11 protein-coding genes are annotated in these 12,634 nt (G+C 71.3%); 4 read left to right on the top strand and 7 right to left on the bottom strand.

Features of this window, described 5'->3' with window-relative positions:
• The first annotated feature begins 6 nt into the window (after positions 1-6).
• Positions 7-639, top strand: a complete 633-nt coding sequence (locus O0S08_RS02965; protein ID WP_269037430.1) for a collagen-like domain-containing protein — start codon at positions 7-9, stop codon at positions 637-639.
• Between the two features lie 68 nt (positions 640-707).
• Here O0S08_RS02965 and O0S08_RS02960 read toward each other — a convergent pair whose 3' ends face one another.
• From O0S08_RS02960 to O0S08_RS02950, 3 genes are all read right to left on the bottom strand, one after another.
• Positions 708-1,421: a hypothetical protein gene (locus tag O0S08_RS02960; protein WP_269037429.1), complete on the bottom strand. Its 714-nt coding sequence runs from the start codon at positions 1,419-1,421 to the stop codon at positions 708-710.
• Positions 1,422-1,565: 144 nt separating this feature from the next.
• Positions 1,566-2,456, bottom strand: a complete 891-nt coding sequence (locus O0S08_RS02955) for a hypothetical protein (protein WP_269037428.1) — start codon at positions 2,454-2,456, stop codon at positions 1,566-1,568.
• A gap of 181 nt (positions 2,457-2,637) precedes the next feature.
• Complete coding sequence (locus O0S08_RS02950; RefSeq protein WP_269037427.1) at positions 2,638-3,066, bottom strand: hypothetical protein; 429 nt, start codon at positions 3,064-3,066, stop codon at positions 2,638-2,640.
• Positions 3,067-3,351: 285 nt separating this feature from the next.
• On the opposite strand from O0S08_RS02950, the gene O0S08_RS02945 reads away from it, so the two are divergent.
• The gene (locus O0S08_RS02945; protein ID WP_269037426.1) at positions 3,352-3,555 is read left to right on the top strand and encodes a hypothetical protein; all 204 of its coding nucleotides are present in this window, start codon (positions 3,352-3,354) and stop codon (positions 3,553-3,555) included.
• 110 nt (positions 3,556-3,665) lie between these two features.
• On the opposite strand, the gene O0S08_RS02940 is transcribed toward O0S08_RS02945, so the two are convergent.
• Entirely contained in the window at positions 3,666-3,983 is a 318-nt protein-coding gene (locus tag O0S08_RS02940; RefSeq protein ID WP_269037425.1) for a hypothetical protein, read from the bottom strand.
• Positions 3,984-4,378: 395 nt separating this feature from the next.
• On the opposite strand from O0S08_RS02940, the gene O0S08_RS02935 reads away from it, so the two are divergent.
• Positions 4,379-5,230 carry a 2-oxo acid dehydrogenase subunit E2 gene (locus O0S08_RS02935; protein ID WP_269037424.1) on the top strand — a complete coding sequence of 284 codons (852 nt, stop codon included), beginning with the start codon at positions 4,379-4,381 and terminating at the stop codon, positions 5,228-5,230.
• A 236-nt stretch (positions 5,231-5,466) separates the two neighbouring features.
• A complete protein-coding gene (locus O0S08_RS02930; protein ID WP_269037423.1) occupies positions 5,467-6,069 on the top strand; it encodes a hypothetical protein in 603 nt (200 codons plus the stop codon).
• A 74-nt stretch (positions 6,070-6,143) separates the two neighbouring features.
• On the opposite strand, the gene O0S08_RS02925 is transcribed toward O0S08_RS02930, so the two are convergent.
• From O0S08_RS02925 to O0S08_RS02915, 3 genes are all read right to left on the bottom strand, one after another.
• Positions 6,144-8,648 carry a PAS domain-containing sensor histidine kinase gene (locus O0S08_RS02925; protein ID WP_269037422.1) on the bottom strand — a complete coding sequence of 835 codons (2,505 nt, stop codon included), beginning with the start codon at positions 8,646-8,648 and terminating at the stop codon, positions 6,144-6,146.
• A gap of 460 nt (positions 8,649-9,108) precedes the next feature.
• On the bottom strand, positions 9,109-10,194 hold the full coding sequence (locus O0S08_RS02920) for an SEL1-like repeat protein (protein WP_269037421.1): 1,086 nt from the start codon (positions 10,192-10,194) through the stop codon (positions 9,109-9,111).
• A 1,219-nt stretch (positions 10,195-11,413) separates the two neighbouring features.
• Positions 11,414-12,577 (bottom strand): Kelch repeat-containing protein, encoded by a 1,164-nt coding sequence (locus tag O0S08_RS02915; RefSeq protein ID WP_269037420.1) that lies wholly within the window; start codon positions 12,575-12,577, stop codon positions 11,414-11,416.
• Positions 12,578-12,634 lie beyond the last annotated feature (57 nt).

Here is a 12,634-nt window from a genome sequence, read left to right as displayed (position 1 = left end):
ACTGTGATGATTCCGTGGTGCAATCAATCCCGCTGGCTGCTCACGCTGCTGCTGATCGCGCCGGCCGCCGGCTGCCAGAGCCGCCCCCGTGACGCCCCCGCCGACAAGTCGGACCGCTCTACGGTCTACACCCGCACGCAGGGCCCGCCCCGCGGCCTGAGCGGCCAGGGCGGCGCCGACAGCTCGAGCCCGACGCCCGCGGAAGGCGGCGCAGTCGGCGGCCCGAACGCGTCGCCAGGCTCGATGGGCACGCCGAGCTCGCAACGCCCGTCCGACACCGCCCCGGGCGACGTCGGCCTGGGCCGCAACGTCGAGACCCGCGATACGCCGCAGGGCTCGATGGGCCAGAATCCGCCCTCGGAGCAGAAGGGTACGCGGAATACCCCGACCGGGCAGGGCGCGATGGGCACCCCTCGGCCGGACGGCATTCGCGATCCGCAGGGCCCCAATCCGCCGGTCGGCCCCAACGGCCAGCAGGGCGAGATGGGCGTCGATCCGCCGACCGGCACCCGCAACCAGCAGGGCACGATGAACACCCCTCCGCCGACCGGCTCGCAGGACCCCAGGACGCCGAAGGAGCCCGAGCCGCACAAGAACAACCCTCCGGCGACCGGCGAGATGGGCGACCGGGCGCGCTGACGCGATCGGCCGCGATTCCGGGCCAGGTATCCGGAGCCGCGGCTATTCACAATCGACGGAGGCCGCCGCTACGCGTCGAAGCGCTCCATCTGCAGGTGCTCGAGCTCCCGGAACGGGCGCCCCACGAACGCTTCGAGCACTGCCATCTCGTAATCGTGCCCATGGCAGGGCGCCTGGGGCTCGCCCGCGACGCGCTCCCCCTCGTCGCCCGAGAGGCCGGGGCCGGTGCTGCGGAAACGGACCCGCGCGCCGTCGCGAAAGACCGAGAACATGTAGCTGCCCGAGGCGTCGTTGAACCAGAATACGAGCACCGCGCCGCGCTCGCGCGAGATGGCGGCGAGGCGCTCCACCAGCTCCGCCGTCTCCTGAGCGAGCGCGATGCCTGCGCCGAGGACGATCGTCTTGCCGCCGATCTCCCCCACCGCGTAATCCTCGAACGACGCGCTCGCCGCGTCGGAGAACTCGATCGGCGCATCGGCCACGTCCGCGCCGTACCCGAGGAGCCGCAGGACGAGCGTGCCCACGTCCATCAACGCCTTCTGCCGCCTCTCCTCGGGCGTCTCGCGGCCGTTGATGAATCGCCGGTCCGCCGGCTCCAAGAGCTCGTCGACCACGCTGCGAAAGTCGAAATCGATGACGACGCCGCCGAAATTCCAACCCATATCGATCCTCGCCTGCTCCGGCGGCCGAGCTTCGTCGCGCGCCCGGCGAAAGTCAACCCGTGGATTTCTGCAAGGCAATCGGGCGAAATCCGTCGACTGCCTCGGCATCATCGCGCCCATCCCGAGGTGGGGGCAGACCAGGCTGAAGGTCCGGCGGCGAGCCGACGTGGCGTCGAGCTTGGCGAGGGCATCGAGCTGCTCGTCGACCCCCCCGAGGTCGACGCAGACGGCCCTCGCGGCGCACGCCCTTCGCGGCGGGTGCGCTCAGTTCGACGTCTTGGCCGCCTTGGCGTACAAATCGTCGACCCATTGGATGGCGAGATCCATCTCCGTCTTCAGCTTCTCGAGACTACCAAGCTCGTGGGACTTGGTGTTCGTCCAGCCGCCCTTTCCCAGGATGCTATCGACGAACTCCTGCGGGGACAACTCCTTGGGCACCCAATCCCTACCACCGTTCTTCTTGGAGACCATCACGGTGGTGCCGATGGTCTTGTTCTGACTCGCCCACTCCGCGGCTTTCGCCCGCATCGCGTCCGGGTAGCCGGGCGCCGGGCACACGATCTCCATCCAGGGATCGACGATGATGGAGTCCTCGGGCCAATCCAAGAAATTCCCGGGATAGATCCCGTTGCCCGGCTTCGGTGGATCGATCGCGACGAACTCGTGGTCGCCCTGCTGGATCGAGTCGATGCGCGCGGTCCTCCTGTGCTGCAACAGGTAATCGACGAGTTCGCGCAGGACGGCCGTCGACATCTCGCCGCAGTTGCCGAGGCCTCGCCGCTCGTTGACGAGCGATTTGGCGACATGGCGTTTCGCGGCCATCATGAACCCGGCGCCGCGTATTTCACCGTCTACTGCCTTGTCTGCCGCTCCCATCGGCGGCCACCGCTCGACCTCGCCGCCGACCAGGATGTTGTCCGGCCTCAGACGACTCCGAACGCCCTTGCTCATCCTCTCGGCCGCGTCCATCAGCTCCCGCAAGGGATCGCTGCCGGCAGCGTTCTTGCTGTCATTGTCGTCGGCCTTGCCTTCCTCCTGCGTATTCGGAGCGGTTTGCCCTGATTTTTTCTCCGAGGTGGAAGTGGAGACGGTCGACCCCCGCTGGTAAGAGATCCGCGGCGTGGTACCGACACCCGAAGTGATCCCTTGCCCCATCGCCCATGCCCCGCCGGCCGAGGAAGGTTTCGCCGGCGCGAAAAGCGACAGCGGAGCGCCTTGCGACGACAGCGAAGCGGCTTGCGACGGTGGGCCGATGAGGGAGCTCGGGAGGGTCGATGCCGTGGCCCCGCGCCCGAGGCCGAGGAGTGATGGCCTGGGCTCCGTGGACCCGGGGTGCTCATGCCGTGACGCCGACGACCACGTATGCTGCGACGTCGTCGTATGCTGCGACGACGACGTATGCTGCGACGACGGATGCGTCGACGTCGTCGTATGCTCCGACGACGGATGCGTCGACGTCGTCGTATGCTCCGACGACGGATGCGTCGACGTCGTCGTATGCTCCGATGTCGGATGCGTCGACGTCGTCGTATGCGTCGACGTCGTCGTATGCTGCGACGGCGGGGTCGGCGGGGTCGGCAGGGTCTGAGAGGACGACGACGATTGCTGCGACGGCTCTGGGAGATCTGGTTTCCACCCTCCCCGATAAGTACTCCTCATGGTTCCCCCGGATCTGGCCCGACGTCCGCCGTTTGGTGGATCTGGCGTCGGCCCTCGTCGACTCTACATGATCGCCGCTGCCCGCTCCACGCGCGGTGTGGCGCATGGTACCTACGACCTGCGTGGACATCGCGGCTCGGCTCGTATCGACGGCTCGGCGGCCGCAGGCCGCGGAGCTTGGATCGACGGATGGTCCAGTCTCGCGCATGAGCTCGATGCGCGGCGACACGTCGCTCGACTTCATAAAGCGCCTGCTCGACGGCAGCATGCCGGCCTGCCCCGAACTGTGGTTCGGCATCGTCGACGTGCGCGACGTCGCCGACCTCCACCTGCAGGCCATGACCGCCCCCGAGGCCAGCGGTGAGCGCTTCATCGCCACCCAGGCCCGGCGGTGTCGCTGCTGCAGATCGCCGCGACCCTGCGCGAGCGCCCCGGCGAGCGCGCTCGCAAGATCCCGACGCGCAAGCTGCCGGACTTCGTCGTCAAGCTGATCGGCCTGTTCAACGTCGAGATCCGCGACCTCGTCCCGCTGCTCGGCAAGGCCCGCGACGCGACCAGCGCCAAGCGCCTGCTCGGCTGGCAGCCGCGCAGCTAGCAAGACGCGATCACCGCGACCGCCGAGCGCCTCATCCGACTCGACGCCGTCGACGTGAAGTGACGACCGCGAGCCGGCGCGCGGCCCTTCGATTCACGGCAGTCCGCGCGCTACAGGCCGAAGGTGCACTCGAGCCCCGCGCCGACGGCACACACCGCGAAATCACCGCACTTGTCGCCGGCGCACGACTTGAGGTCGGTGAGGGTGTCGGCCTGTTCGTTGGCCCGGCAGCGACCCAGCCGGTTCTGGCACCGCTTCTCGCACGCTTCGGGGCGGACCGCCTTGTTGCACTCGCTGGCCGTGGCGCAGTACGCCTTGCAGCCGGCCTTGATCTCCGTGAGGGTCGCGCCCGGCTTGTTTTCTTCTTCGCTGCAGGCGCCGGCGAGGAAGGCGCCGAGCGCCACGAATCCGAGGATCTTTCGCATCATAGCTCTCACTCCCTCGACCTTCGTGGGCGAGAACGGCCTTCGCGCAAGCGGACGGCCTTGGCGGCTCGCATAGGCGTGGCCGGCAATCACCCGAGTCCGCCGATTGGCCAATGATCCGACCGCGACGACCGCAGCGGATTCATGCGACCGTCGCTCGCTCGAATCGCTGGACAAGTCCGATCGGCCCGGCGCTGCCCGAGCTCGATCCCCCCTCGCCGGGCTCCGGTCGAGGGCGCCGCCTCGCTCGCCGAGACGCCGACGAAGAGGCCGCCATGGCCCCGTGCGCCGCCACCGCTCGCGAGCCCATCCCGCGCCGTGCCGCAGCGCGGAAGCATCGCCAGCCGCCTCGCACGCGTCGCGCGGCCCGACGCCGCGACTCCCTGCAATTCGAGGTCATGCGCAACTTCAAGGCCAGACCCGCCGGCGACCTCTCGACCTTCCGTCGCCTCGCTCTGGCCGCGTGGGACGACCCACGCGACCCGTCGATTCACGGCACCCTCGAGGTCGACGCCACCGCCGCGCTCGCTCACCTCGAGGCCCTGCACGCGCGCACCGGCGAGCGCGCGACCCTCACCCACCTGGTCGGCCGGGCGCTCGCCGTCGTCCTGGCCGAGCGGCCCGAGCTCCACATGCTGGCCCGTCGCGGCCGGCTCCACGCGCGCGAGCAGGTCGACGTTTTCTTTCAGGTCGCGTTGACGGAGGCGCGAGCCGGCGCGTGCGACCTGTCCGGCCTGGTCATCCGCGCCGCCGATCGCAAGTCGCTCGCCGCGATCGCCCGCGAGTTCGGCGAGCGGCTGACGCAGATCCGCCGCGACCGCGACCCGCAGCTGGGGGCGCTGCGCCGGCGCCTGGCCGCGCTCCCGCCCGCCCTGCTGCGGCCGCTCCAGGTCGCGCTGGACGTCGTGCAGTACCGCCTCAACCTGCGCGTCCCCGGGCTGCCGCGCGACGCGTTCGGCTCGGCCGCGGTCTCCAACCTCGGCATGTTCGGCGTCCGCTGGGCCCACGCCCCCCTGTTCCCCCCGGCGCACTGGCCGATCCTGCTGCTGATCGGCGCCGTGAAGCCGCGCCCGTGGGTGGTCGAGGTCGACGGCGTCGCCCGCGTCGAGGTCCGCCCGGTGCTCCCGCTGCACGCGACCCTCGACCACCGCGTCCTCGACGGCGTGCAGGCGGCCCGCCTGTCGACGCGCATGGAGGAGCTGCTCACGCGCCCCGAGCTGCTCGACCCGGGCGACGACGCGCCAGTCTGATTCGATGCTCTTTTACTAAATGTCCTTTACGACATGTTTATTAGAGAATGTCCTTTTGAACATAAATTTTACGACATGTCCTTTTGGACTCGTGATATGGGCCACCTGCTCGGCGCGGCGCTCGCCGCCTGCTGAAGCCGCCTGACGGAGGATGGCCCGCCCGGCGACGCGTGGCATGAACAGGGACGGCCCCGCGGTCCTGCGGTCGCCCGGCCGTCCGCTCGCGGTCCACGTCCATGTCGCTCGCGCTCGCACTGTTCCTGGCCACGACCCCGCGGATCGAGCCGATCGCGCCAGCCTCGCCGTTCGTCGAGGTGCCGCGGCGCACCGAGGGCGTCGCCTGGCTGGCGGCGGGCGGGCTGGCTGGCGTCGCCGGCCTCGGCTTCGGCCTCGCCGGCGCGCACCAGCTGGCCGCGCTGGAGCGCTGCGAGGCCTGCCCCCCGCGCCTGCCCGCGACCAGCCTCGCCGCGGTCGCGCTCAACACCGCCAGCCTGGGCCTCTTGACCGTCGGCGCCGGCCTGCACGGCCGTGTCCGCGGCGCCCGCGGCCGCTCGCGCGCGGCGGCCTCGCCGTGGATCTCCTTCGGCGGCCTGGCCACCGCGAGCGGCCTCGTCCTGATGGCGTCCGGGCTCGCCTGGCAGTTCGCCGAGGCCTCGCGCGGTTCGACCACGCCGTGGATCTTGCTGCAGGTCGGCCTGTCGAGCGTGGTCGCCGGCTCGAGCCTGCTCGTCTACGGCCTCACCTACCGCAAGTACGCGCCCGACCGCGAGCTCCGCCTCACGGTGGTCCCGGCCCTCGCGCGCGGCCACCTCGGCCTCGCCCTCGCGGCCCGCTTCTGACGCAGCCGGCGGCTCGCTCGCGAGCTCCGCCTCGAAGTTGTCCCGGCCCTCGCGGCCCGCTTCGGACCGCCTGCTCACTGGCTCGCGGCCGGCGGCTCGATCGGCAGGGTGAAGCGGAAGCTCGTCCCCCCGTCGCCGCTCTCGACCCAGATCCGCCCGCCGTGGGCCTCGACGAGGCCGTGCGCGATGTAGAGGCCGAGGCCCAGGCCCTCGATCGACCCGACCGCGCGCGAGCGGTAGAAGCGCTTGAACAGACAGTCGACCTCGGCGGGCGCCAGGCCGTGCCCCTGGTTGGTGGTCGACACCAGCACGTCGCGCTCGCGCGGCCGCGCGTCGACCACGATCGGCGCCCCCGGGTCGCCGTACTTGAGCGCGTTGGTCAGCAGGTTCTCGACGATCTGCTCGATGCGTCCGCTGTCGCCGCAGACCCGCGGCAGCTGCGGCGGCAGCTCGAGCCGCAGCACGCGGTCGGTGGTGTGGCCGATCCGTCCGATCACCTCGGCGAGCAGCTCGCCGAGGTCGAGCGACTCGTGCTGCAGCGACAATTGCCGCGCCTCGATCCGCGCCGCGTCGAGGAGGTCCTTGATCATCCGCTCGAGGCGGTTCGCGGCGCCGAGGATCCGCCCCACCGACTTCGCAGTCAGCGGATCGCGCTCGCCGACCCGCGCGTGCTCGATGGTCCGCGCGCACGCGTGGATCATCTGCACCGGCTGCCGCAGCTCGTGGGCGATCACCGCCGTCCATTGCTCGCGCAGCCGCTCGATCTCCTTGAGCGACGAGATGTCCCGAAGGACACATACCGCCCCGACCGGACGGCCGCTGTCGTCGCGCAGCGGCGACGCGCTGGCCAGCAGCGGGACCGGCTGGCCCTTGTGGTCGCGCGACGAGCACTCGAGGCCGATCGTCGTCACCCCCTCGCGCAGCGCCCGGGTCAGCGGCAGGTCGGCCTCGCCCAGCGGCGCCCCGCTCGTCTCGTACAGCAGCAGCCGCGACACCGCGGCCAGGCCGCCCTCGCCCTTCTGGTCCTCCGGCAGCAGCTCGCGCGCGGCCGCGTTGAGCGAGACCTCCCCGCCGGCGTCGACGAGGATCACGGCCTCGGGGATGCCGTCGATCGCCCCGCGCAACCACGACGTCGCCAGCGCCTCCTCGTGGTACAGCCGGGCCATCTCGAGCGCCGCCCCGGCGCGCGCCGCCAGCGTCTCGAGCGCCTGCTGGTCCGCGGCCGTGAACTCGCCGCCGTCGAGCTTGTCGGCCAGGTAGAGGTTGCCGCGGCTGCGCCCCTCGTAGAGGATCGGCACGCCGAGGAAGCCGTGCATCGGCGGGTGATTCGGCGGGAAGCCGATGTGCTCGGGGCTGTCCGCCATGTCGCGCAGCCGCACCGCGCGCGCCCCGACCGCGACCGCCCCGAGCAGCCCCACCGGACGCGGCCCGCGACCGATGGCCTCGGCCTGCGCGGAGGTCATGCCGGCGTAGACCCACCGCTCGAACGGCCGGGTCGGGTCGGTGCCGAGGCCCAGGGCGGCGTAGCGGGCGTTCGTCAGCGTCTGCGCCTGCAACACGACGACCATGAGGACGGCGTCGAGGTCGGTCTCGGGGATCCGCGCGACCGCGTCGGTGATGGCGGAGGTCGCCTGCGACAACGACTGCAGCTGGACCCGCAGGCCGCGCTCGGCGGCGTGGGCCTGTACGAGCTCGGCGTGGACCGCCCTGCGCAGCTCGAGGTCGCGGACGAAGCTCTGCACCCGCCCGTCGCCGAGCAGGACCGTCCGCACCTCGGCCTCGAGCAGGCCGCCGTCGCGCCGCCGCAGCGGGACCTCGCAGACCCGCGGCACCCCCGGCACCAGCGCGGCGCGGATCTCCGCCAGCCGCTGCGCCTGCTCCCCCGCCACGAACCCGGTCAGCGGTCGACCGACCAGCTCGTCGCGCGAGACCCCGAGCTGGCGACACCCGGCCTGATTGACGCGCACCAGCCGACCCTCGTGGTCGGTGAGGAACACCCCGTCGTCGGCGTGCTCGACCAGATCGTCGTAGTCCCGCTCGAGCTGTCGGCACATCGCCCGCAGGGTCTTCGTCTCCCGCACGTCGCGCCACAGCACCGCCGCCACGACCCACTGCCCGCGCCCGCTGACGATCGGCGCGATCGTCACGGCGACCTCGACGCGCGTCCCGTCCCGGTGCAGCCCGACGGACTCGAACGTCCCGCCCTCGCGACCCGCGCAGCGCGTCAGCCTCGCCGTCACCTCGGCGCGTCGCCCGGGGTCGACGACCTCGAGCAGCGAACGCCCCGCGATCTCGTGCCGAAGCCAGCCGTAGAGGCGCTCGGCCGCGGGGTTCCAGCTCGTCACGATCCCGCCGCGCGTCACGGTCGCCATCGCCTGCTCGGCGACCTCGACGACCCCGCGCCAGCGCCTCGCCTCGTCCGCGAACACCTCGCGCTCCGCCTCCGCCCGTCGCGCTCGAATCGTCGCCCCCAGCGCCGCGCGCAGGGCCAACGCCGTGCTCGCCGCCGCCAGCAGCCCGAGCACGCCCGGCGAACGGGCCACGAACGCCAGCAAGGCGAGCCCGATGGCCGCCGTCACGAGCAACCTCGACCGCTCGCCGATCTCGCAAGCGCACGGAAAGACGCGCGCATGCACGGGCCCGGGGCGAATCGACGGCGCAGACGATGCCATTCTCTCATTCCAGGGGGAAATGTCCCCTCAGTTTAAAACCACTCGCGACGAGACGCGACAGCGCGAGCCTCGCCACGCGAACGAAAGCCAGGTCGGCACGCGCGCACCAGCCCTCGTGCATCGACGGGGTCTATCTTGAGTCCGCTACCTGTCGACCGCCGCCCGCTCCCCGGCCCCGACTGCGCGCCGAGCAGGCGGCGCTGCCACCACCCGAGGCCCAGCGACAGGACGATCAGAACAGAATCGAGCAGCATGGAGGCGACTCCCTTCGCCCCCCGCTCGCCCGCCTTGGCCGCCGACACCCACCCGACCTGGCAATGTCGTGTGAGACACCATCATCTCGACATTCAGGCAGCGCTTCGGGCGGTCAGGTCCACGAGTCACGGGGAGCGCCGAGCACGTCGACGAGGCTGCTGCAGCTCGACCGATCATCCGCTCGGGGGCACGCCTGACGCAGCGCGTCGACGACGAATGCGTACATGCCCAGCTCTGCGAGCGACTCGAGGATTGCATCACCCGAACACCAGCCGCCGGGGGGCTGTCCGATCGGACATCCCTGTTCGAGGAGCTCGCGCGCGCGGCTCCGGAGCGACTCCGACAGCCGAGGATCCCGAGCAGACCAATATTTGGACACACCGAGGCACGAGACGTGATCACCGCCGGTGCAGGCCATCTGCAGGTACTCGTAGATCTCCTCTTTGCCCATATCTCGATAGTTCGAGCCCACAGAGAAGACTTGACCGCAGCTGCTCGCATCTCCCAGCTCGCATGCGCGGAGGAACAGCTTCTCCGCGCGCTCGGGCGAGCTCCCGGTCACGATGCTCCCGAGCGTTCGACACGACGACGCGACGCCGCGGTCGCACTCTGCGAGGAGGAGATAGTGATAGCGAGCGTCGAGCGCCCGGGCCTTCCTCCGCTGGCCCATCTCGGCCGAGGTGCGGTTCTCGCACCGCTCTACACCATAATCACCGCAGCCGGTGAACGAGTGTATCTCCTGGATCGCGTCGCACGCCTCCGAGGAGCTTCGGCAAGCCGCTTCGGATCGCTTCAAGACGACCCCGACGAGCTCGCTCGCCGCTTTCGGGTCGTGCCTCGCCAGGGCTCCGACGGCGAGGGAGCATCGATCGAGCTGTCCCCCTCGGCATGCCGTGAGCTCTGCGCCCAGGGCTCGGTCTCGGTCGAGCGCCTCGACTCGCTCGCAGCTCGGAGCGTGGCGCAGGGCGCAGGCCCGGTGGAACCAGCCCTTGCGTCGGAGCAGCTCGGCGTCGTCGTCGATGCTCGCCGGCATGCCGAGGAGCCCGGCGGCGTCGCAACCCTCGGCGTCTCCGAGGTCGCACGCGCGCTCGTACAGCGCTCGCGCCTCGTCAGGCGCACCGCTCGTGGCCGTCGCGCGGGCGTACGCCGTGCACAGCGCGGCGTCTCCCAGCTCGCACCCGTCGCGCCAGCGCTCCACGGTCTCCCCCGCGCGACGAATCTCCTCGCGCAGCAGCCCGGAGCAGCCGCGCAGCAGCCCGGCATCGCACGCGCGCTTCAGCAGGGCCTCGCGCTCGGCGGCCGTCCCCTCTCCGGTCAGCGCGTCCGCGCGAATCAAGCAACTCGGAGCATATCCCCATGCACATGCATCCCCGTGCAGCCGCTCCGCGTCCCCCGCGGGTCCCCAGGCGGCCAGCAACGCGCACGGCCGCGGTCGGCCCTCTCCGCATCGCTCGCGCAGCGCCTCCGTGAACGGCCGCGCCGCACCGGCCATGATCTCGCCATTGAGCGATGTCTCGCGAGAAGGCCGCAGGTCCATCACCTTGCACGCCCAGGACTCCTGCGCGCCACAAATCTCGATCGTCTCCAACCCGGCCGCGCATGCGTCGTCGTCTCCTCCCCCACATGCCGACGCGAGAGCCTGCGCGTCCACGGTGATGCTCGCGTCCCGCAGAGCCTCGCGGAACACGATCGTCCCGTGCTTCAGCTGGAGCAGGAAGATGCACGCGGTCGGGAGCCCGTCCTGACAGCCCGCCGTCATGGCCGCCAGAGCGCTCGCGGTCTCGTCGCTGTAGAGTCGCTGTCGCAGCGTCCACGTGGCAGCGTGGACGCAGCTGCGCGCATACCCGAGGTCGCACGCGCGTCGGTGCAGCGACAGGGCCTCCGCGACATCGAGCTTCGCCCGATCGCCGTGCTGGCGCCGCAACGCCGCCCTCGCGCACGCGCCTCCATCCCCCTGTGCACACGGGTCGCCATCGGGCGCGAGCTCGTCAGGGCCCGCCTTCGTCGACGGCTCGGCCACATGCCCCGGAGCCGGCGCTTCGCCATGTGCGCGCTCACAGCCGCCGTTCAGCGCGACCGCAAGGAGGCCCGAGCTCCAGAGCGACCCGACCGCCGCCCTACCGGACGCCTGCACTCCTGGTCCTCCGTTCGCCCGCCGTCGCCCGCTGCACTGGCCCCTCCGCGCGTCATGGTACCACCCGGCGACGACGCAGCGGCCGACGCCGCCGCCGCCGACCTCCCCCTGCGGGCCATGACCGCCCCCGAGACCAGCGGCGAGCGATTCATCGCCACCCAGGGCCCGGCGGTGTCGCTGCTGCAGATCGCCGCGAATCGACGAGGCGCGCCCGCGTCCCCTGTCCACCCACGAATCCGTGGCCCGCTCTCCCTCGGTCGTATTCACGCCAGCAGATACACGCTCACTCGAGGCGGCCGAGCAGCACTTCGCTCTGCGGCACGTGGTCGATCGAGCCGCCGGCCGAGTAGAGGGCGCCGGCGTGGAGCGGCGCCTGGTGGGCGTGCGCGCGCGTGAGCGACAGCGCCGGCAGCTCCTCGAAGGCCTCGACCGCGCCGTTGTCGGCGAACGGGGCCCGCAGCACCGTGTCGACCTCTCCGCCCTGCGTCTTCGTGGCGCCGGCGATCACGTAGAGCTCGTCGAGAAACACGGTGGCCGCCGCGGTCGCCCTGGCCTCGGGGAGGTACCCGGCCAGCGCCCACGACCCGAGCTCGCCGCCGGCGAGCTCGGCCCCGATGATCTCGGTGCGCACGCTCGTGCCGGAGATCCCGCCGACGAGGTACAGAGTGTCGTCGTGCACGACCGCTGCGTGATGCGTCAGCGGATCGGGCAGCGGCTGCAGGGCCTCGAAGGGGCCGAGCTCGCCGTCCGTCAGGGGAGCCCGCTCGACGTCCGCGACGGCCGCCTGGGCCGGCGGCTGAACATCGACGTTCTGCTCGAGGCCGCCGATCGCGTACACGTAACCGCCGTGCGCCGTCAGGGTCAGGTGATAGCGCGAGCGCAGCAACGAAGGACCCGACGTGAACGTCACGCCGCCGTCGTCGGCGATCACGCCGACAAAGGCGACCGTCTGCGAGTTGTTGTCCACACCGAGGCCGCCCGCGACGACGACGACGCGCCCGACCTGGGCGAGACCTGCACCGATCAGCCCCTCCGGCAGCTCTCCGGCGGCCCCGAATGGCCCGAGGACCCCGTCGGCGCCGATCTTCGCGCGCTCGATGCTCTTCAGCACCGCCACCCCATCGGTGCCTCCGGCGACGTAGAGAAAGACTCCGGCCGGGGTCTCGGCGACGAACGTCACGTGGTGGTCGCGCGCCTTGAGCAGCTCGCCCGCGGCGGTCCATCCCGTCAGTTCGGCCTCACATTCGCCGCTCTCGGCGGCGTGAGAGCCGGGGGGACAGATCGGGGGTCCGCCGGTGGTGCTCTCGTCGTCGGTGTCCTCCCCGCCGCTGCTCGTGGTCGGGCTCGAAGTGACGCCCGAGCTGATGTCGGAAGTACCGGTCGAATCCTCGCCGGTCGAGGCAGTGTCGGCGGCCGGGGGTCCGCCGGTGCAGCCAAGCAATAGCACCAGTGAAAGCGCCAGCGCGCTTGTCCTTTTGTTCAGAGTTCGCATGAGTGTGACGTC

This window comes from Nannocystis punicea (genome assembly GCF_026965555.1).
In the GTDB taxonomy this organism is placed as follows: domain Bacteria; phylum Myxococcota_A; class Polyangia; order Nannocystales; family Nannocystaceae; genus Nannocystis; species Nannocystis punicea.
The sequence above is the reverse complement of the archived record's forward strand: the minus strand, read 5'-3'. Positions and strand labels throughout refer to the sequence as shown.